Origin of the sequence: Nocardia sp. NPDC058633, from assembly GCF_042717045.1 — a bacterium.
Classification (GTDB): domain Bacteria; phylum Actinomycetota; class Actinomycetes; order Mycobacteriales; family Mycobacteriaceae; genus Nocardia.
Map to the genome: position 1 here is coordinate 16,833 of NZ_JBHXRA010000028.1, position 21,401 is coordinate 38,233.

41 protein-coding genes are annotated in these 21,401 nt (G+C 68.4%); 1 reads left to right on the plus strand and 40 read right to left on the minus strand.

The features are described 5' to 3' along the window. Positions 1-9: 9 nt before the first annotated feature. The 20 genes from ACFWUR_RS27950 to ACFWUR_RS28045 form a co-directional block, all read right to left on the minus strand. Entirely contained in the window at positions 10-285 is a 276-nt protein-coding gene (locus tag ACFWUR_RS27950; protein ID WP_378910783.1) for a hypothetical protein, read from the minus strand. A gap of 107 nt (positions 286-392) precedes the next feature. Further along, entirely contained in the window at positions 393-740 is a 348-nt protein-coding gene (locus tag ACFWUR_RS27955) for a hypothetical protein (protein ID WP_378910785.1), read from the minus strand. Then, on the minus strand, positions 737-1,060 hold the full coding sequence (locus ACFWUR_RS27960) for a hypothetical protein (protein WP_378910786.1): 324 nt from the start codon (positions 1,058-1,060) through the stop codon (positions 737-739). Before ACFWUR_RS27960 ends, ACFWUR_RS27955 begins: the two co-directional genes overlap by 4 nt. A gap of 81 nt (positions 1,061-1,141) precedes the next feature. Next, positions 1,142-1,963, minus strand: a complete 822-nt coding sequence (locus ACFWUR_RS27965; RefSeq protein WP_378910788.1) for a hypothetical protein — start codon at positions 1,961-1,963, stop codon at positions 1,142-1,144. Between the two features lie 73 nt (positions 1,964-2,036). Beyond that, positions 2,037-2,450 (minus strand): hypothetical protein, encoded by a 414-nt coding sequence (locus tag ACFWUR_RS27970; protein ID WP_378910789.1) that lies wholly within the window; start codon positions 2,448-2,450, stop codon positions 2,037-2,039. Beyond that, positions 2,447-2,710, minus strand: coding sequence for a hypothetical protein (locus ACFWUR_RS27975; protein WP_378910790.1), 264 nt, complete (start codon positions 2,708-2,710; stop codon positions 2,447-2,449). Before ACFWUR_RS27975 ends, ACFWUR_RS27970 begins: the two co-directional genes overlap by 4 nt. A gap of 3 nt (positions 2,711-2,713) precedes the next feature. Then, positions 2,714-3,025 (minus strand): head-tail adaptor protein, encoded by a 312-nt coding sequence (locus tag ACFWUR_RS27980; protein WP_378910791.1) that lies wholly within the window; start codon positions 3,023-3,025, stop codon positions 2,714-2,716. Continuing rightward, positions 3,022-3,399, minus strand: coding sequence for a hypothetical protein (locus ACFWUR_RS27985; RefSeq protein ID WP_378910792.1), 378 nt, complete (start codon positions 3,397-3,399; stop codon positions 3,022-3,024). Before ACFWUR_RS27985 ends, ACFWUR_RS27980 begins: the two co-directional genes overlap by 4 nt. Position 3,400: 1 nt before the next feature. After that, on the minus strand, positions 3,401-3,868 hold the full coding sequence (locus tag ACFWUR_RS27990) for a hypothetical protein (RefSeq protein WP_378910793.1): 468 nt from the start codon (positions 3,866-3,868) through the stop codon (positions 3,401-3,403). After that, positions 3,841-4,773: a hypothetical protein gene (locus ACFWUR_RS27995; RefSeq protein WP_378910794.1), complete on the minus strand. Its 933-nt coding sequence runs from the start codon at positions 4,771-4,773 to the stop codon at positions 3,841-3,843. The genes ACFWUR_RS27990 and ACFWUR_RS27995 overlap by 28 nt, the downstream gene beginning before the upstream one ends. Before the next feature lie 31 nt (positions 4,774-4,804). Beyond that, positions 4,805-5,257, minus strand: a complete 453-nt coding sequence (locus ACFWUR_RS28000) for a hypothetical protein (RefSeq protein WP_378910795.1) — start codon at positions 5,255-5,257, stop codon at positions 4,805-4,807. A 1-nt stretch (position 5,258) separates the two neighbouring features. Next, complete coding sequence (locus ACFWUR_RS28005) at positions 5,259-6,734, minus strand: phage protease (protein WP_378910797.1); 1,476 nt, start codon at positions 6,732-6,734, stop codon at positions 5,259-5,261. Continuing rightward, a complete protein-coding gene (locus ACFWUR_RS28010; protein ID WP_378910798.1) occupies positions 6,731-8,092 on the minus strand; it encodes a DUF935 family protein in 1,362 nt (453 codons plus the stop codon). The genes ACFWUR_RS28005 and ACFWUR_RS28010 overlap by 4 nt, the downstream gene beginning before the upstream one ends. A gap of 19 nt (positions 8,093-8,111) precedes the next feature. After that, positions 8,112-9,695, minus strand: a complete 1,584-nt coding sequence (locus ACFWUR_RS28015) for a hypothetical protein (RefSeq protein ID WP_378910800.1) — start codon at positions 9,693-9,695, stop codon at positions 8,112-8,114. Beyond that, positions 9,673-9,993, minus strand: coding sequence for a hypothetical protein (locus ACFWUR_RS28020; protein WP_378910803.1), 321 nt, complete (start codon positions 9,991-9,993; stop codon positions 9,673-9,675). The genes ACFWUR_RS28015 and ACFWUR_RS28020 overlap by 23 nt, the downstream gene beginning before the upstream one ends. Positions 9,994-10,106: 113 nt before the next feature. Beyond that, a complete protein-coding gene (locus tag ACFWUR_RS28025) occupies positions 10,107-10,493 on the minus strand; it encodes a hypothetical protein (RefSeq protein ID WP_378910805.1) in 387 nt (128 codons plus the stop codon). Continuing rightward, positions 10,457-10,648, minus strand: a complete 192-nt coding sequence (locus ACFWUR_RS28030; RefSeq protein ID WP_378910806.1) for a hypothetical protein — start codon at positions 10,646-10,648, stop codon at positions 10,457-10,459. The genes ACFWUR_RS28025 and ACFWUR_RS28030 overlap by 37 nt, the downstream gene beginning before the upstream one ends. Further along, positions 10,645-10,959, minus strand: coding sequence for a hypothetical protein (locus tag ACFWUR_RS28035; RefSeq protein WP_378910807.1), 315 nt, complete (start codon positions 10,957-10,959; stop codon positions 10,645-10,647). The genes ACFWUR_RS28030 and ACFWUR_RS28035 overlap by 4 nt, the downstream gene beginning before the upstream one ends. A gap of 492 nt (positions 10,960-11,451) precedes the next feature. Continuing rightward, positions 11,452-11,850, minus strand: coding sequence for a DUF6221 family protein (locus tag ACFWUR_RS28040; protein ID WP_378910809.1), 399 nt, complete (start codon positions 11,848-11,850; stop codon positions 11,452-11,454). Continuing rightward, a complete protein-coding gene (locus ACFWUR_RS28045; RefSeq protein ID WP_378910811.1) occupies positions 11,847-12,032 on the minus strand; it encodes a hypothetical protein in 186 nt (61 codons plus the stop codon). The genes ACFWUR_RS28040 and ACFWUR_RS28045 overlap by 4 nt, the downstream gene beginning before the upstream one ends. A 125-nt stretch (positions 12,033-12,157) precedes the next feature. Here ACFWUR_RS28045 and ACFWUR_RS28050 point away from each other — a divergent pair, with 125 nt between their 5' ends. Then, positions 12,158-12,511 carry a hypothetical protein gene (locus tag ACFWUR_RS28050; RefSeq protein WP_378910812.1) on the plus strand — a complete coding sequence of 118 codons (354 nt, stop codon included), beginning with the start codon at positions 12,158-12,160 and terminating at the stop codon, positions 12,509-12,511. Positions 12,512-12,565: 54 nt separating this feature from the next. Here the strand turns inward: ACFWUR_RS28050 and ACFWUR_RS28055 are convergent, their stop codons facing one another. The 20 genes from ACFWUR_RS28055 to ACFWUR_RS28150 all read right to left on the minus strand — a co-directional run bounded on the left by ACFWUR_RS28055 (position 12,566) and on the right by ACFWUR_RS28150 (position 21,393). Then, positions 12,566-12,850 carry a hypothetical protein gene (locus ACFWUR_RS28055; protein ID WP_378910813.1) on the minus strand — a complete coding sequence of 95 codons (285 nt, stop codon included), beginning with the start codon at positions 12,848-12,850 and terminating at the stop codon, positions 12,566-12,568. Further along, positions 12,847-12,999 (minus strand): hypothetical protein, encoded by a 153-nt coding sequence (locus ACFWUR_RS28060; protein WP_378910814.1) that lies wholly within the window; start codon positions 12,997-12,999, stop codon positions 12,847-12,849. The genes ACFWUR_RS28055 and ACFWUR_RS28060 overlap by 4 nt, the downstream gene beginning before the upstream one ends. Further along, the gene (locus ACFWUR_RS28065) at positions 12,996-13,865 is read right to left on the minus strand and encodes a hypothetical protein (protein ID WP_378910816.1); all 870 of its coding nucleotides are present in this window, start codon (positions 13,863-13,865) and stop codon (positions 12,996-12,998) included. The genes ACFWUR_RS28060 and ACFWUR_RS28065 overlap by 4 nt, the downstream gene beginning before the upstream one ends. Further along, complete coding sequence (locus ACFWUR_RS28070; protein ID WP_378910818.1) at positions 13,862-14,236, minus strand: hypothetical protein; 375 nt, start codon at positions 14,234-14,236, stop codon at positions 13,862-13,864. The genes ACFWUR_RS28065 and ACFWUR_RS28070 overlap by 4 nt, the downstream gene beginning before the upstream one ends. After that, entirely contained in the window at positions 14,233-14,451 is a 219-nt protein-coding gene (locus tag ACFWUR_RS28075; protein WP_378910819.1) for a hypothetical protein, read from the minus strand. The genes ACFWUR_RS28070 and ACFWUR_RS28075 overlap by 4 nt, the downstream gene beginning before the upstream one ends. After that, complete coding sequence (locus ACFWUR_RS28080; protein ID WP_378910821.1) at positions 14,451-15,125, minus strand: RusA family crossover junction endodeoxyribonuclease; 675 nt, start codon at positions 15,123-15,125, stop codon at positions 14,451-14,453. Before ACFWUR_RS28080 ends, ACFWUR_RS28075 begins: the two co-directional genes overlap by 1 nt. Further along, positions 15,122-15,322 carry a hypothetical protein gene (locus ACFWUR_RS28085; RefSeq protein ID WP_378910822.1) on the minus strand — a complete coding sequence of 67 codons (201 nt, stop codon included), beginning with the start codon at positions 15,320-15,322 and terminating at the stop codon, positions 15,122-15,124. Before ACFWUR_RS28085 ends, ACFWUR_RS28080 begins: the two co-directional genes overlap by 4 nt. Next, a complete protein-coding gene (locus ACFWUR_RS28090) occupies positions 15,319-15,558 on the minus strand; it encodes a hypothetical protein (protein WP_378910824.1) in 240 nt (79 codons plus the stop codon). The genes ACFWUR_RS28085 and ACFWUR_RS28090 overlap by 4 nt, the downstream gene beginning before the upstream one ends. Beyond that, the gene (locus ACFWUR_RS28095) at positions 15,555-16,193 is read right to left on the minus strand and encodes a hypothetical protein (protein ID WP_378910825.1); all 639 of its coding nucleotides are present in this window, start codon (positions 16,191-16,193) and stop codon (positions 15,555-15,557) included. The genes ACFWUR_RS28090 and ACFWUR_RS28095 overlap by 4 nt, the downstream gene beginning before the upstream one ends. Continuing rightward, complete coding sequence (locus ACFWUR_RS28100) at positions 16,186-16,467, minus strand: hypothetical protein (RefSeq protein WP_378910827.1); 282 nt, start codon at positions 16,465-16,467, stop codon at positions 16,186-16,188. The genes ACFWUR_RS28095 and ACFWUR_RS28100 overlap by 8 nt, the downstream gene beginning before the upstream one ends. Beyond that, the gene (locus tag ACFWUR_RS28105) at positions 16,464-16,679 is read right to left on the minus strand and encodes a hypothetical protein (RefSeq protein ID WP_378910828.1); all 216 of its coding nucleotides are present in this window, start codon (positions 16,677-16,679) and stop codon (positions 16,464-16,466) included. Before ACFWUR_RS28105 ends, ACFWUR_RS28100 begins: the two co-directional genes overlap by 4 nt. Continuing rightward, complete coding sequence (locus ACFWUR_RS28110; RefSeq protein ID WP_378910829.1) at positions 16,672-17,403, minus strand: hypothetical protein; 732 nt, start codon at positions 17,401-17,403, stop codon at positions 16,672-16,674. The genes ACFWUR_RS28105 and ACFWUR_RS28110 overlap by 8 nt, the downstream gene beginning before the upstream one ends. After that, entirely contained in the window at positions 17,396-17,698 is a 303-nt protein-coding gene (locus tag ACFWUR_RS28115) for a hypothetical protein (protein ID WP_378910831.1), read from the minus strand. Before ACFWUR_RS28115 ends, ACFWUR_RS28110 begins: the two co-directional genes overlap by 8 nt. Further along, the gene (locus ACFWUR_RS28120; protein WP_378910832.1) at positions 17,691-18,215 is read right to left on the minus strand and encodes a hypothetical protein; all 525 of its coding nucleotides are present in this window, start codon (positions 18,213-18,215) and stop codon (positions 17,691-17,693) included. Before ACFWUR_RS28120 ends, ACFWUR_RS28115 begins: the two co-directional genes overlap by 8 nt. Then, positions 18,208-18,942, minus strand: a complete 735-nt coding sequence (locus ACFWUR_RS28125) for a hypothetical protein (protein WP_378910834.1) — start codon at positions 18,940-18,942, stop codon at positions 18,208-18,210. Before ACFWUR_RS28125 ends, ACFWUR_RS28120 begins: the two co-directional genes overlap by 8 nt. After that, entirely contained in the window at positions 18,939-19,265 is a 327-nt protein-coding gene (locus tag ACFWUR_RS28130; RefSeq protein ID WP_378910835.1) for a hypothetical protein, read from the minus strand. The genes ACFWUR_RS28125 and ACFWUR_RS28130 overlap by 4 nt, the downstream gene beginning before the upstream one ends. After that, on the minus strand, positions 19,262-19,609 hold the full coding sequence (locus ACFWUR_RS28135; RefSeq protein ID WP_378910837.1) for a hypothetical protein: 348 nt from the start codon (positions 19,607-19,609) through the stop codon (positions 19,262-19,264). The genes ACFWUR_RS28130 and ACFWUR_RS28135 overlap by 4 nt, the downstream gene beginning before the upstream one ends. Further along, a complete protein-coding gene (locus ACFWUR_RS28140) occupies positions 19,606-19,863 on the minus strand; it encodes a hypothetical protein (protein ID WP_378910838.1) in 258 nt (85 codons plus the stop codon). Before ACFWUR_RS28140 ends, ACFWUR_RS28135 begins: the two co-directional genes overlap by 4 nt. 319 nt (positions 19,864-20,182) lie before the next feature. Next, positions 20,183-20,509 carry a hypothetical protein gene (locus tag ACFWUR_RS28145; protein ID WP_378910839.1) on the minus strand — a complete coding sequence of 109 codons (327 nt, stop codon included), beginning with the start codon at positions 20,507-20,509 and terminating at the stop codon, positions 20,183-20,185. A gap of 125 nt (positions 20,510-20,634) precedes the next feature. Then, complete coding sequence (locus ACFWUR_RS28150; protein ID WP_378910840.1) at positions 20,635-21,393, minus strand: hypothetical protein; 759 nt, start codon at positions 21,391-21,393, stop codon at positions 20,635-20,637. Positions 21,394-21,401: the final 8 nt, after the last annotated feature.

The following is a 21,401-nucleotide window of genomic DNA, read 5'->3' on the forward strand; positions in this document are numbered from 1 at the left end:
GATCACCCCCTACTCGGTATCAGTGCCGATCACCCGGTTACGGCGCGCGAATCGCGCCTCGACGCGCTTCTTGGCACGGCGTCGGGTGGCTGTCATTGCCCGTTGGGCAGCAGATTTCGGACGCGCGGCGTGTGCTTGGCCGGTCAGTGCGCCCCAGATATCAGCGAGCAGGTACTCAGCGATCCCCCACCGCGGCGTGCCGCCGTTCTCGTGCACCGCGATAGCCGACGTAGGCGGCAGATCGACGACGCGCACCCATATCTCGCGCAACGTCAGCAGCGGCACCCCGGCGTCGTCGTAGCGCCACCGGTCGGAGTACCGGACATGGTGAAAGCGGCTCAGATCCCGCTCGACCTTGTCCGGTACTTCGCGCAGCAGCCGCAGCAGGGTGGTTAGTTTCCCAAGTCGGTGAAGCCTGCAGCCTCAGACCAGGCGTTGAGCATTTCCGCGTACTCGGAGTCGTACGGATCGGTGTCGAGGAACTTACGGAACTCTTCCTTGCTGAGCAGCAGCTCAAGCGCGACCGTGACGCGCTGCTGATCGATCGCCCTCGCGACTCCCTTCGTCCGCTCGAGGTTGGGCGGGCCGACGTAGGTGACGCCCTTGTGCTCGAATTCGAGCTCTTCGGCGGCCTCGGCCTCGCGCTGCGCGGCGGGCTTGAGGTGATCCTGTGGCGCCTTCACACCGGCCGGGCGGGTGGGGGCGGCGCGCTTGGTGGCGGTCTTGCGAGGTGCGGTCATGGCGTGGTTTCTCCTTCGTCCTTCGGTGCGAGACGCAGGCCTTGCGTCTCGAGTAGGTAGCGGGCTGCCTCGACGAGAACCGCGGTACTGGTCTCGGCGGTGAACGGCCCGGCGGTGGTGAGCTCGGCGGCGAATTGGGCGAGTTGCTCGGCGGTCAGCCCGGCGGCCGGATCGGCGGCCGTGGCTTGTTCCTGCTTGGCGATCTGAATCGTGCGAGCGATCCGGTTTCGCAGGTGCCGGGGGTAGTTGCCGCTCTCGTCCGCGAGCCCGAGTTCCTTTGCAGCGGAACGAATCTCGTCCTCTGTCGGGATGTTGGCCATTGGCGTGGCTCCTTGCTGGCGCGGTTGGTAAGAGAGCGATCGGCCCGGCGAACCACGCCAGAACTCCGGGCCGACCGCGTCTTAGGCCGGGGACACCTGCACGGTGCCCGCGGGAGTGAGGCCGGAGCCCGAGCCGACGATCAGCTCGTTCTCCTGCCCGGCGAGATCGCCCTGCAGCGTCACCGAGTACGGCCCGCCGGCGGATCCGGTCACGGCCACGTTTCCGGCGCCGATCGTGGACAGCGCCTCGAGCGCGGAAGTAACCGCGGACGCGGCGGCGTTGTAGGCGATGCCGGTCGTGGTCGCGCCCATGTAGGTCAGGGTGAAAGTGCCCGCAGAGAACGGGCCGCCGACCAGGGTGGTCGTCTGCACTTCGTTGACCGGGGTGTACTGGCGCGTGTACAGCAGCCCGGCGCCGGTCGCGAAGATATCCGCGGTGATCTCGTGGCTCGTCGGGTCCGACTCGTTGCGGTCGAGGTTGGGGATCCAGCACTGCGCCGGGCGCGCGGTGAACAGCCGCTCGGGCAGGCCGAGGTCGTTGATGAATTCGAATCCCAGCATGAAGAAACCGGGGCGCGGGACGACGATCTGCGATGCGGTTGAGTTCGGGTGCGCGATGCGCCGAGTGGTGGTGTTCGCCTCAAGGCAGGTGAACACACGCGACTCTTTGTAGTTCTTGTATCCCTTGCGGTACAACCCAATTCCCCAACCGAAGTGCTCGGTGGTGTCCCACTCGCGGGCATTCTTCACGCCATCGTCGCCGTTGAGAATGCCGCAGTTGTCCCACGTCTCATCGAATTCGTCGCCGATGGTCGCGGGAATCGTCGGAGTGAGTGTCTTGCCGACGAAAATCGCTGCGTCAGCGAAGATCTGGACTTTGTCGGGATTGCGTTCCAGAGACATGCGTCATCCCCTTTCGTGAGGATTTGAGGTGTCCCCCACCCGAAAGGGGTAGGCGGTTAACGGAATTCGCGCGTCAGAGCGCGAGCGTGCGGGCTTGTGCCCTCACGGTGAAACTGCACATCGACCCTTGGTTATTGGGGTCGATGTCCTCGACGAGCAAGGTCGGATCGGTGACGGTGGCGATTCCGGGAATGCGGTGCGCGAGCAGAACGCCGAGGCACACGCCCGCGATCCTGCGAGAGCGATCGCGGCCTGCCGACCAGACCGTGACCCGCAGCAGCGGCGACGTGCTCACCGGCCACACCGCGGGGCCGCTGTCGTCGAACACGACCACGAGCGGAGCGCTCGCGGTTGTCCAGGACGGCGGGACGATCATGCCGAACGTCGGGAGCGGCGACGGTGGCACGAGCGCGGGAATGACGCTCGCGAGGTAATCCTTTGCGACGCGTGCCGGATCGGCGGGCACGCGCAGCGGCTTGCCGGTCACAATGTCCCGCGCACAATGAGTCCGGCCGCTGCTGCGGCCTTGGTCAGTGCGCCGTAGCGCGCCTGCCGATATGCCGGGACGCTGATCGCGATGACTTGCCGATCGGTGGTGTACCGGCTCACCCGAACGTCGCGGGGATGCCCTCGACGTCCGGCGTGCGCGACGACGACGCGGGCGACGGCTTCCAGTTCGGGGCCGAATGCCGTGCGCAGCAGCAGACCGACCTCGGGCCGGTTGAGGATGACTCGCACATCTGCCATCGGTCAGCCCTCCCCTCGCACGCAGTACGCGACGGTGCCCGCACGGGATGCCCGGCCGCGGCGCGGACGCCACTGCCCGACGCGGACCTTGTACCGCTCGCCCTCGACGGTGAGCTCGTCGCGGCCGGTGAGGTCGACGGCCGGGCGAAAGTAGACGACGCACTCGATGCTCTCGCCGTCACGGGCACGCTGCACGTACTCGCTGCCCTCGACCGGTTCGACCTCGACCGCCTCGAGCGCGTGGTCGACCCACGGGATCGGGTTGCCGTCGTCGTCCTTGCCGCCGCCCCGGTGGCGGATCACGGCGACGCTCACGCCGTACCCGCCGGGGCGTCACCGAAGTACCAGCGCGGGGCGGGACCGAGACTGATACCGAGCAGGTCGGCGTGCGCGGCCGTGAATACGAGCGTGCCCGCCGGTGTCGCGAGCGTGCCCTCGGTCGACCACGGGCCCATTCGATCGACGTAGGCGAGGTGCCCGGCGAATTCCGCCGGCGGGCCGAGTGCCGCCCGGACGACCTCGAGTACGACCCGCTTCCCTATCGGGTCGTCGTCGGAGATGTCCGGGCGGCGCGACGGGTCGCGAATCCACTGCTCGGCAGCGGCGATCAGCAGCTCGGCGTCGGCGCGCTGGTCGGTGTCGAGATCGAGCCAACCTTTCACGACGTCGTCGGCAGTGATCAGCGCCATGTCAGTCGCCGAACCGTGCGATCAACTCGGCGCGGGTCATGTCCGCCGCCTCGGCCTCGGTGAGGCCTTTCGTGACGGCGTAGGCCCGCCAGTCCGCGACCAGACCAGTGCGCGACGGCTTCTCGACCGAGGTGGCCTCGCCCGCGTCGTCGGGCGTGCTGTCGTCGCCCTGGTCGCCATCGGTGTCGCCGGTCGAGTCGGGCGAATCGGTGCCGTCCTCGTCGTCTGCGTCGTCCTCGTCGCCATGGTCGCCGTCGAGCACGGGCTCGACGTACGGCGCGATCGCGTTCGCGAGCAGCAGCCGCTCGGTTTCGGCGTCGGTCAACCCCGTCACGATGTCGCCGCGACGGTGCTTGATCACGCGCAGCGGCGACCGGTCCGGGCGGCGCTCGACGATCTGGTCGAACCGGTCCGCGATCAGGATGTACTCGGCGGCCGCGCTCACGGGGTCACCAGTCCCGTCAGCCACAGGCCCGCCTTCGGCTGGTCGAGGCCGATCGCGCGCTTGTGGCTGGCATCCGAGCGCCAGGTCTCGCGCGGGCCACCGTTGGGACCGTTGCCCTCGGGGTACAGCCCGGTGAACTGCAACGGCCGGGTGTCGCTGTAAAACCCGATGGTGCCGCGCTCGAGGATGAACACCCGGTCGAGCGCGACGGTGCGCGACTTGATCACGCGCAGCCCCATGATCTCGGCGGGCAGCGCGCCCTTGTAGGCGATGGACTCGCCCGCTACGTTGCCGTTGTAGACCTTGAGAATCTGCTCGTTGTCCATCAGTGTGGCGAGCAGGCCGGGATTGACGACGATCGTGTCGGGCTCGAACCCGTACGCCTCGTCGGCGGTCGCCTCGTCCGGCGCGGCGGTAACGATCTGCTCGATGGCCTTCGCCAGGTCGGTGCGCGGCTTCCCGGCCGGGTCGTCCCACGGGTCCGATACCGCCATCGTCGGGACTGCGGCCGAGCCGAGCACCGCACGAGCAGCGCGATCGTTGGCGCGGATGAAAGTGTTCTTCAGCCCGGTCATCTGCTTGTTGACCGCGTCGATGTCGTTCTCGTCCTGCATCTCCTTGGAGACGCGGATGCCGAGTGCCTTCTTGACAGCGAACACGACGCGCGGCAAGCCGAGCTGCCCGGACGAGACCGGGATCTCGCCGAACTCGGCGACATCCTGCACGTCGTCGTCGAGGAACGTCGGGTCGCCCTCGCGGAACTTCACGATGCCGCTGTCGTTCTTGCCGCCGTTGCGGAACAGCGCCTCGGAGATGAACTGATTCTCGAGGAGTTCCTTCATCTTGGTCGGGACGAAAAGGGGGTTCTTGACCAGGTCGGACACGGTGAAACGCGACCCGTCCCCGACACTCACAATCGTTGTGGGCATGGACTTATCTCCTGTCTAGGGTGTGGGCCGGTCAGATGATCCGCATGAGACCGCGGGGGTTGGTCGCGAACACGACCCCGGCGGGCTCGGTGCAGGTCCCGACGATCGTGCGAGCGTCGGGGGTCGCACCCGCGGGGGCGACGGTGCCGTTGGCAGTGGCGACGAGCTTGTCGCCGAACGCGGCGTTCGCCGAGTAGTGCGCCTTGACCTCGGTACCGGCGTAGGCGACGGCGACCGTGGTCGGGGTCGGGACCGCCGAGACGACCGGGCGGCCGAGAGCGTCAGTGCCGTTGGCGGGAGGGAAATCCTCGGGCGCGACGGCGTCATTGAGCGCGACGCCGAGCACCTTGACCGATGCCGCCGCAGCGTTGCCGATCCGGCCGCCGGTGCGCGCCTCGACGAGCTTGCCGCCGAGGATCACCTCGTTGTCGGCCGGTGTGAACGTCTTCGGGCCACCCTGGGTGACCTGCGCGATGCCTGCCATTTCAGATGCTCCATTCCTTGTACGAGGCCGAGGTGCGGACGTCGGCGACGTCTGCCGATTCGGTGGCGTGGCCGAGCTCGGCGACCGGCACGGCGGAGTTGGGGGCCATGGTCGCGAGCAGCGCGCGACCGCGGTCGAAGTCGTTGGCGAGGGTCTCTCGCCATGCCTCGCTGTTGGCCGGGGAGATCCGGCCCTCGTCGAGTGCGGTCGACAGGGCGACCTCGACCTCGTCCTTGCGCTGCTTGGCGAGGAACGCCTCAAGCTTGCGATCGTTGGCCTCGAGGGCGGCGAATCGCTCGCTGTCGACGACGACCGTGCCGGGGCCGCGTCCTGCGGCGACCTGCTCGGCGCCCTCGGCCTGCGCGGCAGCCGCGGCGGCGGCGTCCTCGGCGGCCTTGGTCGCGAGCTCCTGCACGGCCGCCAGGATGGCGGCGAGGTCTGCGTCGTCCGCCAGCCCGAGGGCAGTGCGGAGCGCGGCGAGCTGTTCGTTCGTGATCTCCACGCCCGAACTCCCTTCTGTGGTGGTTTCCCCTTCCGCAGGTGCGGGAGGGGTGGACGCCGCAGCCGGACGGCCGGGGCGAGATTCGGCGCGGGTGGCGTACCGCAGCACGGACGCGGCGACCGCGGGCGCGGGCTCGGCCGGGGTGCCCTCGGGGGCGGGGGCCGCCGGGGTGGCGTCGTCGTAGCGAACGACGACGGGCACGGCCGGGCCGAACGTGACGCCCTCGGTACCGTCCCCGGCGGGGTCGACGACGACGGGTACGCGCTGTCGGGCGCCGCTGTCGTCGTCGATGACGATGAGCTGCAGCGGGTCGAGGTGGAACTCCTCGATCCACTGCGACCAGGGCGCGGAGTCGTAGAACTTGCGGCGCACGTCCTCGGTGGTCACACCGGCGGCGACCTGACGCGGTGTCGGGCTAGGCATGGTGGGCGATCCCTTCATGTGGACGACGACGGGAGTACCGCCGGACGGCGCAGAGGCGGCGACGCCGTACAGGGCGCCGACGTCCTGTAGCGACTGCAGGGTGCCGATGGCGGGCTCGGCGACGCCGAGCAGGGCGAGACCGGTCAGCACGAACGGGTGTGTATGCCCGATCGCGCACTCGTAGTCCCAGATCCCCTCGATCGACCGTTGTGGGTACGCGCTGGCGATCACGGTGTGCCCGGACTCGTCCGGGGTGGCGAGCCACCCGGGCATCCCGACGAGATCGCCGATCAGCACGCGGCCGTCGACGACGGCCATGTTGTCGATCCATCCGATCGCCGGTTGGCCATCGAATCGAGGGTCGGTGTGGCCGAGCTTGATTCGCGGCCGGTGCACGGCCGGGCAGTCGAGCGCGGTGACCGCGTAGGCCAGGTCGTCGGCGGTGAACGTGTGCTTTCCGGTCAGCGCCGACCATGTGCCGATGTGCATGAGCTCGACGCGCGGCAGGTGCGAAAGCGCCGGCGCGCTCGGCACGGCAAGTGGCGCGGTCACCAGAGCGCCGCCTGTCCAGCGGCGGCGGCCTTACGGCGACGACCGGCGGCGACGGGTGCGACGATGTCGGCCCCCGGCGTCGGGAGTGCCGGCGGATCCCCGGCGGGTTTGGCGGGCAAGCCCATGCGTTGCCGAACGGTCTGCTCGACCAGGACATCGGGCGAGAGCAGGCCGGCCTCGACGAGCATTTTGAGCGCGGCGGCGGTGGCGTCCTGCTGCGTGCCGATGCGGTCGAAGACCAACCGCGGCGCGGGCTCGTCGGGACCGAAATTCACGTCGACGAGATCCTCGATTACGTGATCGTTGGTCACGTCGCGGACCCATTCGGCCTCGGTCTGCACGCTGTCGTTGAACGTCGAGGCCTGCACGCTCGCCAGCGCGTATGACCCGCCGCCGGACAGGTTGAGGAAATGCGCGAGACCCGAGATTGCGATCATCTGGTCGTGGTAGGCGATCGCGGCCCGGATATCGGGCAGATTACCTTGCACGCCAAGCAATTCCAGTTTCGCGCCGAACGGCAGACCAGCGCCGGAATGCTCGCCGACGCGGTACTGCTGCGCCATGTCGGCGAGCTTGTCGACGTCGGCCTGCGAGGCGCCCTCGGCCGCGGTGCCGACCGGCACGCCGACGCCGTTACGGCGAGCGGCGACGGCCTCGATCCGCATGAGCTCGTCTTTCAACAGCCAATGCTTGTACGACGGGCGTAGCACCGACTTGCCGACCCACATGCCCGGATCCATCTCGCGTGCGTAGACGACGAGTCGACTGATTGGGATGGTTGTCGGCGACGGGCCGTAGATGACGCGGCCGGTCGACGCGGGTGCCATCTGCTCGATTGATTCGAGCCCGCCATCGGCGGCGACATTCCAGGCCGAAATGGTGCGCTGGGGTCGCGGGGCGAGTTTCGCCAGCCACACGCGGTTATCGTCGCCGCGCCGGTAGAGCTGTTCGAACACACTGTGCCCGTACTGCAGCGACGAGAGCGCCCACACCATGTGCTGAGACCACGAGAACCGGCCCTTGCGCCGTCCCGGCTGCTCGAGCTCGTCGGCGCCGTCGATCGGTAGGCCGAAGTTGCGGGCCACGAACTCGGTGACTTCGTCGCGGGCGCCGAACGACGCGATACGCCAATCTGCGCGCCGCATCGGCAGAGCCATCGCCGACAGCAGCGACGACACGCGCGAGTCCTCGCGTTCCATCCGGGTATAGATCCGAATCGCGGCGGGCCACTGCAGATCGGGCACCTGCTCGAATTCGTTCCACTGGGAAAAGTCGCCGCTCCCGGTGGCCGTGTTCTGCCCGTTGACGTATCCCTTTTCGCGGAACGCCGGGGTCGCGGGCTTGATGTCTGTCGCCATTGGTGCGCGTCACCTCCCCTCAGAATGCGGTCGCGAATACGTCCATGCCCGCCGAGTCGGTGACCGTCGTCGACCCGCTGCGGTGGTGGTGAATCGGTGCCGTCGCGCCGCGCGAGGGCGAGGCGGGCGGGGCGACGTCGATGCCGAACGTTTCGAGTCCCCACAGCGCCCACGTAGCCGTCATGAGCGGCGGCTCGGCGCCTGCCCACACGTCGTCGCCGCCGGGGAGTTTCCGAGTACTCGTCGACTCGATGCCATCGGTGAGGATCTTTTGCCCGGTGTGCGACAGCTCGTGCGCGAGTGCGCCGTCGTAGAACAGCCCGTACGCGACGGCGAGCTCGGGGGCGCCGACGAGCTCGGGCTCGACTCCGGCGGCGATCAGTTTCGGCACGATTACCGCGGCGCTGCTCTTGCGGTCGATGACGAGCACGCACGGATCCCATGCCGCGATGACGGCGAGCACATACGAGACGACCTCGGCATGTGTCGCGGTGCGGTAGTAGCCGATTTCCAAGTGCTTTCGGCCCTCGGTCGTCGCCTGCGCGGCGCCGATCGCCCACCATTGCCGGTCTTGGCTCTGCGCGATCGAGAGCGCGATCTGTCCGCGTAGCCGCGGCTTGGTGTCCTTCATGTCCGCCCAGACCTCCGGGTCGATCGCGGGGGCGGTCTCGTCCTGGTCGGCAGGCCAGTCGCCGCGCCCGAGGTACTCGCAGTCGAACGATCGCCGTCCGGCCGGCGTCGAGAATTTGACGTACTCGGTGCGGAGTTTCTTCTCCGTGGCGATGACGCCAAAGCTGGGATTCGACAAGCGCCAGGTTTCGGGGGCCGAGCGATCGCCGTCCTCGGCCATCCACTCGGCGAAGAACAGGCCGGTCTCGGTGCCGGTGCGGCCTCGACGTCGAACCGAGGCGAGCACGTTTCCGTTGGGGTGCTGGTCTTGGTTGACGGCCGACGAGGTGTAGATCGTCTGTGGATCCGTCGCCGCCATCTTGGTAGGCGACAGCGCGGCCATGTCGCCCTCGGTGAGGTCGTAGGCCTCGTCGTAGATTTCGAGGTCGATCTCGTCGAGACCGCGGCCCGCGTGCGCCGAGCGGGTGGTGAACACGACCTCGGCGCCGGACTTGAGCTCGATCGTGCCGCGGCCTTGCGAGCAGGTATGCCCGACAACCCGCTTCCACATCCACGGAGTCGACTTGATGATCGCGAACGTGCGTTTCCACAGCGCTTTCGCGGTGACCCATTGGTGAGCGGAAAAGATGATCTTCTCGCCCAGCTTGAACAGGCCGTACAACACGCGCAGCATGAGGATCGTCGACTTGCCCGCCTGGCGCGGGACGATCAGGCAGCACTCGGGGTGTGTCCACGTGCCGTCCGCATTCTTGGCGAGGATCTGCTCGAGCGACCACCCTTGCCAGGGCATCGTGCGGATCCGCGACGTCGAGCGGCGACCGAGTTCCGCGGCTTTGAGGCCGAGCGTGGTGTCGCCCTGCGTGTAGAGCAGCGCGTCGGGGGTCTGTCGGCCGACGAGTTTCGGCCATTCCGCCGCGATGATGTCGGCGAACGCGACGTCGAGGTCGACGTCAGAGATCGTCGAGGGGGTCATCTTCGTCGTCGTCGTCGGGCTTGCGGCGGCGGGCGATCTCGACGAGCAGTTGACGCAGCACCGAGGCTTGCTGGCGTGCCTCGGTCAGCGCGGAGTCGACGCGCACGGTGATCGCGCCCTCGCGCCCCTCGGCGAGGCGTAGCCAGGTTTCGGCATCGCCGGACAGGACGGCGTCGAGGGTGTCGAGCCGGTCGACGATGCGGCCCGCCTCGACGACGAGAACGGTTAGCGACAGCGGATCGCCCGGCTCGGTGAGTGAGTCGACCAATTCGCGCCCGCGTGATCGCTTATCCGACATCAGGCGCCCCCTTCCGGGCGTCTGCCGCCAGGTTTCGCGGCCATCAAAAAAAAGAGATGACTAACCGGGAGTCACCTTGCCCCCCACCCCGGAATATTTTCGGGGTGGGGGGTCTACCGAGGCCAGGCCATCGCCAGCACGCCCAGATCAGGCCGCCCGGGGGTGCTGGTCGTCTTGGGGTGTACGCCGGTCACAGCGGGCCGCTCGGCGTCCTTGCTGCCGTCACCGCGGGACCGGTTACAGGTCGAGTGCAGCAGCCGGTCAGCGACACGACCGCCATGTGATCGAGGTGTGCTGTGGTCGCCCTCGAGGGTGGCACGGTCCCAGTTCCGCTCGGCAGCGCGATACATGGGGCGGCCACACCACCAACACAGCGTGCCGTCGCGGTGCCGAGAGAACAGCCCGGCGACCTGCTGCCGGTGAGCGTGGCCGAGGCCTCGCTGCGTGGTGGTGCGCTTGCGGGTCACGGCCTGCCGATCCCGGACCGATCGCCGAGCCATTGGCCGAGGCGCACGAGCAGGGCGTCGAGCCAGTCCGGCATGTGGCGCGCACAGCGCCGAGGTGGGGCGTACCGGCCGTCGAGCGGTGTGCCGAGGTGGCCGGACGGTCCGGCGGTGATGTGCCAGACCGAGCCGTCGCGACCGGTGAGTTTCATTCGAGCCCGTGCACGAACCGCGGGCCCGAGGCGGCGCTCGTCGCCATGCACGGCGCGATCTCGTCGTATACGTCGCTGTGGTCGAAGTACGCGCGGTCGAGCACGATTCCGCGCGGGATCGACGAGTACAGGCAGAACGTCACGGTGCCGTCGCCGCTGCCGCTGATCATGCGGCGGCCCATCCGTTCGCCGTCGACGAGGCGCTCGCGGGCGAGGTAGTCGATCCGACTGAGTGCCTTCCCCGAGGTCGCGACGTACGCGACATTCAGGCCGGCGCGCATGTCGGCGAGCGCCTGGTCGAGCAGCGTCACAGCGCGGCGATGATGTCGACGACGGCTCGAATGATGATCACCACGATCTCGGCGGTGGTGGTGATGGTGGTCGGATCAGCGCTACCCATGACGGACTCCTGTGTGTGGTGGGGCTTTCGGATGGTTGACCCGCAGCGACGCAGCAGACCCCCGGGAGAGGCTGCCCGGTTGTAGCGACCGTGCTGCGGGTATCCGTCGCAGCGGTCGAGATCGGCGCGTTGGGGTGCTTTGCCGTAGGCCGAACGACACGGCGTTCACGCGCTGCGGGAGTTTGGGGGCGAGGTGCCCTGACATGCGAAAACCGCCGCGAGAACCGTTTTCAGGGTCGGCTCGTCAGCAGCGGTTTAGAGGTGCCACCCACAATAGCAGCAGGTCACCGGCTTTTCGATCTTGCGACGTCGCAGGCGTGCCGCAGACAGCACACGACCCGCCTGCGGAGGGGATATTGCGGGCGGGTCGTGGTGCGGCGTACGCCCATCGGGGGCGCTGCGGTCAGGGTAGCGCCCACTCGGCGCGGTAGTCGGGGTGGTCAGTCCAGATCGCGGCCAGGTGTCGCAGATGTTCGCACGGCATCGGTGAGTGTGTGTGCCGATCCTCGGGATCAGGGCAGATGTCGCACCAGGACTCCCCATGATGCAGCTCGACGACTGCCCGCACCGCCGCCGCTTGCCGCAACTCGCGGGCGGGATCGTGGCGGGCGATGTGCTCGGCCTGTGTGGCCGAGTGGCCACCCTCGGCGTAGATGTGGATCCAATCGCTAAACACCACCTCAGCTGCGTACGGGTCGTGGTCGCGTTCCCATACGCCATTGTCGCCGGGGCCGCCGAACGCGGCGCGCGCCGTTTCCTCGTCCTCGTCGAGCCTCGCCGCGATGAACTCCCCGATCGTCACAGTCCGTGCTCCTTGGCGAGCAGCCGGTAGTACTCGCGGCTCTTGCCGGTGCGGCGCGCGAGGTCGGCCTGTACGCCGCGCGTGCCGGTCCGCTTGCCCTCGCGCAGTGTCTCGATCTCGATTTCCTTCACGCGCTTCTCAGCGAGGGCAAGGTCGGCGAGTGCCTTGTCGAGTTCATCCATGCCTCAATCTTAGGCCAAATTACTTGGCCAATCAACTTGCGTTATGCCAACTCATTTGGCATACTTGAGGAGTCGGAGAGATACCGACAACACATTGAAAACTCAACAGCGAGAAAGGAACTCAGATGACATCTGAGAATCGCGCACGCAGGCTCCTCGATGCCTATCAGGCGCTCCGTAAGGTGCTCCTGACAGTGCTGGCGCTGCCGATCGAGCTCCCCGAACTGGGGGGCGGACAGTTCCGAGCGGGCGACTCCAAGCGAGCCGTCGAACACGCTCGGAGCATCCTGCGGGACATGCCCGCCGATTGGCACCGACGAGAGTTGGTCGATCAACTCGCCCTCGAATGGCTCGAGGCAGTGATCATGACCAAACTCGCCGAGACCCGAGATGGTTCCACTTACGGGGACATCGCGGATAGCGCACTGACTCGCTTCGCTGCCACACTCGAAGTGATCAGGTACGACGAGGAACTGTAAGCAAGAGAGCCCCCGGCGGGTCGTGACCGCCGGGGGCTCTTCTCGTTGACCAGACTAGCGCGGATCGTGCACGAGCCGGAAGTCGTGCAGCGGCTCGTCCCGACTACCGGCCGCGGTGAACTCACGCCCGACGACCTCGCCCGCGGGCATCTCGCAATCGCGACCGATCGCCGCGGCCGACACGATCAGGGGCGTGCTGTGCTTGTGCCACGGCGTCACACAGTGCGCGTCGTCGCCCACGGTGAGCATCACCCACACCGGCACGCGCCCATCGGGCAGCACGGCGTAATCGTCGCCAGTGCCGGGCCCGTCGAAGTCGATCCCGTCGTCGTCGGTCATACGGTCTCGCCGTTCACTGTCAGCGCGACGCGCCCACCGATGCCGCCGAATATGGGCGCGACGGTGCTGCCGAACGCGCCCACAATCGCCGATCGCACCTCGGGGCTGTCGTCGTCGATCTCGACGGTGAACACGTATGTGTCGGTCATGCTGTCGATCCTCCCTCGTTGGTCTCGCGGCGCGCCAGCTCAAGCGCGTCGCCGAGCAGGTAGACCGGCGTCGCGCCGTCTGCCCATAGGTCGCTGATCTGTTCGCCGTGCTCGGTTCGGTGTAGCCACTTGCGGCGCACGAGCTTGCCCTCGCGCGCCCACCGGTAGCCGGTCGTCTTGCCGATCGGCCGTCGCATCGCCTCGCACGCGCGCAGCACCTCGGGCATGGTGCACAGCATGTGGCGCGCGGACTCGACGGCTTGATCCTCGAGCTCGCTCACCGAGTGCTGCTCGCGGCACGTTCGGCAGCGGACCCACGAGGCACCCACCTCGGCCCACAGGTTCGCACCGCAGGCTCGGCCGTCGCGGATCACCGGACACAGCCCGACGAACCGCCGGTCGGCCGGACGGTCGACGATGCGGCGTAGCCCGATGACGGCGCCGAGGATATCGCTGTGCAGATCCTCGGCGGCGACGTGCCCGCGTAGCTCGTGCGGCCGGTTGATCAGCCACTCGACGAGCCCGCCGGTCGTGCGGCTCGGGAATTCCGAACCGTTCGTTTCCGCGATCGTGCGCGCCCATGTAATGAGCACGTTGATCAGCGCGGACCGTTCACGCTCGCCGAGCAGCCGCACACCGCGCTCGGCCTCGCGGGTTACATCGGCGATCGGTAGCGCCACCTCGGCCGACGCGCCGCCCACCCGTTCGCCGGCGAATTTCGTCTGTCCGCTGCGCGCGGTGTCGAGCTCGGCGAGCAGGTCGGGGATCTCGCGCAGCGCGTCGACCAGCGAGACGCCGCAGGTGACGCACAGCCGTAGTCCGTCGCCGACCGGGCGTGCGCACACGGCGCACTCGGGGGCGCTCACCGGCGCCTCGGTAGTCGCAGCGCCGGATCGTCGAGGATCTCTCGTGCGAGCGTGTCGTACGGGCGTAGCCGCTGCTGTCGAATCCACTCGGTCGAGTCGAGCGGGTCGTCTGGCAGCGACCATAGCTCGCGCTGCTGCTCGATCAGGTGCGACCACAGCAGACCGCGCAGGGTGCGCGGCCATTCGGGGCGCGCGTAGGAAACCGCCTCGTCCCACGTACGCCGGTCCTCGTCGGACAGCTCGGCCGCGAGGCTCACCCGACCCGGGCTCGCCCACGGTCGCAGAGCGGGCTCGGGCGACGGGAACGGCAGGAACGGGTTTGCCCACACGGCGCGCTGGGTGAGCTCCTTGAGGAATGTGCTCGCCCTCATTCCGCACCCTCGATCGGGGGTCGACGGTCGGTGATGTCCATCCGCTTGAATCGGCCGAGTGTCGACCAGGCCGCGACCGAGATCTCGGCGTCGTCCCTCATGTCCCCGCAGGCGTTGATGAGCGCCCGGACGTCGCCGAGTGTCATCTCGGCGGCGTCGGCGACCGCGTAGCGCTTCGTTTCCAGCGTTTGCCGTGTCGTGATGCGTGTGCCCATCAGGCCTCCTCGGTTCCTCGGATGACGTACCGCGCGGCGATGGCGGACTTGAGCTCGTCGAGCACCCGCGCGCCGAACGTCGCGCCCGTCGATGTCGGCCACCAACCCGCGTCGTCGTCGCACTCGGTCCGGTCGATGCCGTCGACGATGGTGTGTAGCCAGTCCCACTCACCCGCCTGCGGCTCGCGCACCGGCGTATCAGCGGCGGTGATGGCGATCCACACGCCCGGCGTCTCGCCGAGCTCTGCCAGGCGCTTGCGGGTGCGGGTGTCGATCACCCGCGCGTCGTCGGTCCACGCGACGCCGGTCAGCGCGTCGAGGACGGCGCGCAACAGCTTGTCGACATCGGGTTTGCGGATCGCCGGGGGCGTACGGGATTTCGGCGTGCTCACGGGGCGGGGCAGCACGAACTCAAGGTCGACGTTGCACGGGCCGTCGAACGGTCGCCAGCCGTGCCCGTGTCCGGCCCACGCGATGCGCTGGCGCCACTCGGCAAGCCCGTCCGCAGACTCGACGAGGATCGCCTTGCCCCGGGCGTTCTTGCCCTTGTAGTCCTTGCTGCCCTGTGTGACCGCCCGGCCGGGGACGAACAGACGCGTCGGCGTCGGTGCCGGTCGGCCGCCGGGATAGTCGCCGATGTCGCCCCACGAGAGCTCGTCGCGGATGGTGCTCACGGCATCCGCCTCGCGACGAGCGTCAGCACTGCGACGAGCATGTCCGCCGCGAGCGATCTCGGCGCGGGCTCGGGGTACTGCTCGGCAAGCTCGGGCGGGCAGGTGCACGGCCCGATGTGCGCGTGCACGCCGGACGGCTTTCCCTCGGCCGTCTCGTAGACGAGATAGAACGGCGGGCGCGAATCGAGATCGCTCATCGGTGACCCCCGCCCATTCGGCGCACTATCTCGCGGGCGTTGGCCAGATCCCGGCTCTGCTCGAATGCGCCTGTCATCTGGCGAAACGCTGCGCGGATCCGCTCGGCCGCCTCGGCTACCGCGACGAACATCACGGGCAACGATTGCCAGGCGGCCTCGCGGTCGTACCGCTTGCGCGCGCGGTACTTCATCCGGGGGAAGTACTCGGGGGTCCGTGGTTTCTGTCCGCTGCTCACATGCCCTCCTCGGGTGTCCACACGCTTACCTCGGTGGTCTCGTTGGTGACGTCGCCGCGCAGGCGATTGCGCACCATGTCGCGGAGCTGCTCGACGGCGATCGGGTCGACGCCGACCGCCTCGACGAGCGCTTGCGCGGCCTCGTCGACGACGTGCCCCGGCGCGCCGGGCTTGATCTTGGCGAGCGCACTCGCCGCGCCGGTGCCGAATCCGTCCATATAGACGCGCAACACGGTCTCGAAATCAGTTGCGACCCTTTCAATCTGGGGTCGGTCGGGTGATGCCGTCGCGGTGAGATCGCCTCGCATCTCAGTCAGCGCGTACGCCTTCCAGTGCACGCGGCTGTCGAGCGTCATCGCCTCGGCGACCTCGGCGAGCACCTCGCCGAGGTCGGCGTGAACCTCGGAAGTGTCGAGAACGGGCAGGGTGCCGCCGGGTGCGACCCATCCGGCGGTGTACCCGATCGGCTGGTCGAGCGGGGCGTGCGCTCGGTCGAGCATCTCGAGCGCGCCCTCGTGTGCGCGCTGGGACGACTCGAGGGCAGCGACCAGGGAGAGCAGCAGCTCGCGCGGCTTCTCCCACGCAACCTCGGCGTACTCGCGAGCCTCGGCGATCAGTGCGGAGTGGTCAGCCACGACGAACCTCCCGCCATGCGGTTACGTAGCGGGCTCGTCGGTCGAGGCCTCGGCCGAGGTACCGGGACTCTTCGCCGATGGGCAGCATGTCACCGAGTGCGTCGACGAGCACGGCGGCGTCGACGCGCCATTCGTTCTCGTCGCCCGGGGCGAGCTTGTCGAGCTCCTCCCATGTCGCGGCGTCGCCGAACAGGCGGCCTAGCTCGCGGTCTCGCTCCCAATCGGCGCGGGCGACGCGCTCGATCGCCTCGGCCCTGATCTCCTCGGGCGTCATCCGGCCACCTGCTCGGGCCACGCGTTCATCACTTCGCGCAGGTCGACGGCGTACGGGGCGAAGAACACCCGCTCGCCGTCGCCGCCGTTCACCGCGCGCAGTGCCTCGATCTCGGTGGCGAACGGGATCGCCCAGCCGGGGCCCTCGTGTCCCCAGATCCTGCCCGCCACGATCCACACGCCCGCGGGCTGCTCGTCGATCTGATCAGCCACGACCAACCTCCCGGTTCACCGTGTCGGCGAGCGCCTGGACGTGCCCGTGCGTCACGTAGTCCGTCGTGTGGCGGCCGTCGATCAGGTAGCCGCGGGCGAACGCGAGCGCGCCGGACCACGATCGCCAGTTCGCCAGCGACCACCACTGTTGATAGCGACCGGTACGGCACTTCTCGACCAGGTCGGCACCCCAGAGCAGTGCGTCGGCCGGGCTCGCCAGCGACCACCACTCGGACAGATCCGCGATCGAGCGCAGCGGATTACCGGCGGGCAGTGCGGTGATCGGGTCACCCTCGGCCGCAGCCCACCATGTCGGCACGCCGAACACCTCGCGCGTCCCGGCGATGCCGTAGCCGGGCGCCGGCGGGCGGTGCGGCATCTCGGCACCGATCGGGCGCAGCGGGTCAGCGATGAGCGCGCAGCCGAGCACACTGTCGGCGATGGCGCCGGGCATGTGCGCGGCGATCTCGGCGGCGAGGTCACCCGCGATACCCGCGCCTTGGCTGTACCCGGCGAGCACACACCGGCCGTTCATCGCCTCAAGCAGCGCCCGGCGCCCGGCGCGCTGGCTCTCGGCGTACGGCATATCGAGCCCGCCGTATGCCGCGGCGTACTCGACGATCCGGGGCCGGAACACGGTCGGGTCGAGAGCATCGGCGAAGGCGAGCGAGATCCCGTCGCCGAATCGGTATCCCGTGCCGGGCAAGATCAGTACGTCAATCACGGTCGGACTCCTCGGCGATTTCGCCGTCGACGATCGGCGGCGTGATGGTGGATCCGGTCGACTCGACGGCCGCTCGGATGAGTGCGCCCAGCTCGGCGGGGTTGCGCCCCTGCCCGGTGCTGTGCACGCCGCGGTTGAACGCGACGCCGATCTCGTGGTCGTGCTCGCGTCGCTGCGTTATGTGCGCGGCGAGCAACTCGAGGGGACGGGCGAGCCCGTCGTATGGCTCGTCGTTTACGAGTTGGGCGACGATGTCGATCGCGGCGAGCTGCTCGGCGGCGGTGTGGTCAGCCACGGTCGCTCTCCCTCTGGGTGGTGTGGGGCGCGTCGATCGCGCGCTGAATATCGACGACGGCGTGTTTCCATCCGCACGACACCAAATCGTCGTCCGGGATCACGTCGCAGCGCGGGTGACCGGCGAGAGCGGCACGCACCTTGGCTTGCTCCTGGCGCAGCTCGAGCAGCTCGTCGGCCATTGAGTGCAGCCACTCCCGCACGTACTCGGTGGTCTCGTCGGGGTGTACGTACTGCGTGAGCCGCCGTAGCTGCTCGTCGGGCAGTCGCTTCGGCACGGTCGGCTCCTTCGGGGTTATGTGCAGGTCGTAGACCGGCTGCTCGCCATGTAGCGGGCCCGCGGTGAATGTCGCGGCGTAGCGGGTGACGTCACCCTCTGCGGTCGATTCCCCGAGCGTGAGGTGCCCGAAGATGACCGCATTCGGGCTCGGCCAGTACCGGACGGGGATGCGGCGCGCGGGCGCTTCGGTGGGGTCGAGCCGGATCGTGAACCCGGAATCGTCGGCGGACTCAGCCACGGTCGCCGCCCTTGCTGCGCCAGGCGTCGGCGTCCGGGCAGGTGGCGAAGTGCGAGGTGTACAGTGGGTCGCCGGCGCCTCGCGCGTTCGCGATCTGGTCGGCCGTGAGCACGCCGCAGTGACCGCCGACGACGAGCACGTTGCCGGTGTCGCTGGGGATCGGGTCGATCGGCGTGCGCTTGCCGTTGTTGCTGTTTCGCCAGGCGACCGGCGCCTTGCACGATCGGCACTGAGCATCGGTCGACAGCGCGCCCTCGACGATCGCCTTCTCGAGGTGGCCGAGCAGCCCGGCGAACATCGGGTCGCCACCGGTGGTGTGCGCGTCGAGCTCGGTGTCGACGAGCAGCTCGTCGACGAACTCGGCCGCGCGAGCGATGCTGGCGTTCGCGCGGGCGAGCTCGGCCGGGTCGACGACGGCGAGCGGGCGACCGAGCCCGGTCCGTGGGATCGGCTCGCCAGTGGCGAACGGGAGTACCGCCGTGCAGCCACACGCCAGCGGCGTCACGGTCGGGTCGTCGAGGTCGGTCCACACGAGGCGGGTCTTGCCGTCGTGTCCGTGCACGGCGATCGCATCCTCGACCGACGACCATGTGACCGTTGACCGGCGTTCGCCGCGCCAGCGCAGGGCAACGTGCCCGTCGTCGAACACGATCCCGTCCGCGACGACTCCGGTCCCGCTCACGCCGGACACGTCGGCATCCCGGTGGAATTCGAATGTGCGCGTCATCGGGCGCCGCCCGCCGCGAGAACGTCGGACACGGTCTTGCCGTTGCAGGTCAGCGTCGGCGCGACACGCTTGGCGATCTCGAGGGCTTTATCGAGCGGCATGAGGGTCGTGCGTCGCAGATCCTCGTCGTTGGTGTCGATCGCGGGAACGTATTTGCCGTGCATGTCGTAGCGGTCGCCCCACCTGTCGCAGACGCGCCACAGATCGCCGGTGGACTTCCGTACGAACAAGGTGAAGTGCTTTCGATCCCTGTCCGTTTCGGGGAGGCAGGAGATCGCGTACTCGGTGACGGTCGCGATCGGCTCGGGGATCTCGGTGCTCACAGCGTGCCGTCCTCGGTGGGCAGCTCGACGACGACAACGGCGCGATCGCCGCGATACTCCTCGACGAGACGGAACTCCTTGCCGGTCATCCGCTCGGCCGACATGGTCGTCGGTCGCATGAGCTCGGTACCGGCGTCGGTCGTGCGGGTGACGGTGCACGTGACCGAGCAGATCGGCGGTTTCTGCACGCCTCGGATCTCGGGCGGGGCGTAAACGCCGATGCTTTCGACGACGAGATCGCGAACGTTGCTCTCGCGAGCATCGCGGTAGTGCTGGCCGATTCGGACAGTTCGGCCGCGCGCGGTGGTGAATTCCGTTGTGGTTTGGGCGGTTTGAGCGGTCATCGGTTCTTGTCCTGTTCCTTGCGTTCTGCTGCTGCGATTGCTTGCTGTGCTCGCAGGCTGGGAGGTCGTGCGGCGTAGTCGTGAAATCCGGCGTCGGGCGGCGGGGGCCGGTGGATCGGGCAAGCGCGCATCACGTCGGGGTCGGGGTCGTCGGGGTCGTCGATGAGCCAGCCGTTGCGGCATCTCGGGTCGTGCCAGACGGCCTCGGGATCGGGGTCGTCGTCGAGCTCGTCACCGCTGCGATCGAGGGTCATGTTGTCCACAGCCCGTTCGCGCGAAAGTGGGTTGCGTTGGGAAGCCAGCGACGCGGGTTCGGTTGGTAAGTGGTTGGTATGTTCTGGTGTTGTCTCACCGGTGAGACCCAGACTCGCCACCGGTGAGACCTAGACTTTTCACCGGTGAGACCTAGACTTTTCGCCGCTCTGCCCGCGCAGGTCTCATGGGTGAGACCCAGACTCACAGCCTGTGGATAACTCCAGGTCTCGCCCGTGAGACCTGGACTCACAACCTGTGGATAAGTCCGGGGATCGCGGGTGCGACTCAGACCGGCCGCTGCGGGTGAATGTCTGGGACTCACTGGTGCGCCCCAGGCTTCGGCTGGTCGTCGGGGCCGAGCATCGGCAGATCGAGCACATTCGGCGGCAGCGTGAGCCGGTACTCGTCGCTGTGCTTCGCGTGCCGGTTGCCTTGCTTCACGCGCTCGATCAGTCCCATGCTGCGCAGCAACTCGAGGTGTCGCGCGACGGTCGCCTTGCTCGTGCACGTCACCAACACGAGGCGCTCGGTGCCCGGGATGATGTGCGACCCGTTCGCATTGGCGTACGTCGATAGCACGAGCGCCAAAAGCTTTGTGGTGGTGTGCATCTCGATCCGTCGCACGACGCGCTGCCACTCGAACATGTCGCACGGCAATAGCTCTCGCCGTGCGCCCGTAATTGAATCCACCACGCGCCTCCACACGGTCGACAGAAAGAACGCCCACCCGCCAACGGCGCCCGGATCCGAAACCACAACCCCCGCCGACCTCACGGCGCGCCCTCCTCGACCGCCTGCCCCTCGTCGATGAGCCGCGCCTCGTCGGCCATTGCGGGCAGTCGATTGCCCCACCCGGCGGCCCAATCGGTGAGCTGCTGTCGCTGCCCGTCGATGATGGTTCGCGAGGTCATCAGGCCGAGGAAACTCTCGCCGCAGCGCACCAACAGCACCGGTGCACGGCCGCCCGGGGCGCCCTTGCCCTCGATCACGAGCGGCTCGCCGTAGGCCTTGCTCGCGGCCTGGAAACGGGCGAGAGAGTCACCCGAGACCGCCACATCGTCAATGAGCCGAGTGCGCGCGTCCTGGTAGCGGTAGATCAGTCCGGTTACCTTGCCGAGGTCGGTGTCGACCGTCGACAACCGCGGGACTTTCAGCGCGCGGCCGTCGATCATTCCGCTGCAGTCGGTGATGAGCACGTGCCCGTCGAGCAGCTCGAGGCGTAGCAGGTGCTCGGGCTCGGCGCCGCCGTTGCCGCCCTTGCCGCCCTGGAAGAACGACAGGATCTTGCCGACGTCGTCGGGCAGCAGGTCGATCCCGCATACCTCGTGTGCGCCCTCCTCGCTCCACAGCGACACGATCGCGATCGCGTTGGTGAATCGGTCCGTCGCGCTCACCGCGAGGTGCCTGCCGCCGAGCGCCAGGCGCACGCGGTGAATCGAGGGGTTTTCCTTGTCGGTGCTGGCGTGTACGCGCACCGAGGCGAGCGCCTGGCGTAGATCGCCGGTGCCGACGATCACGGTCTCGTTCATGTTCGGAT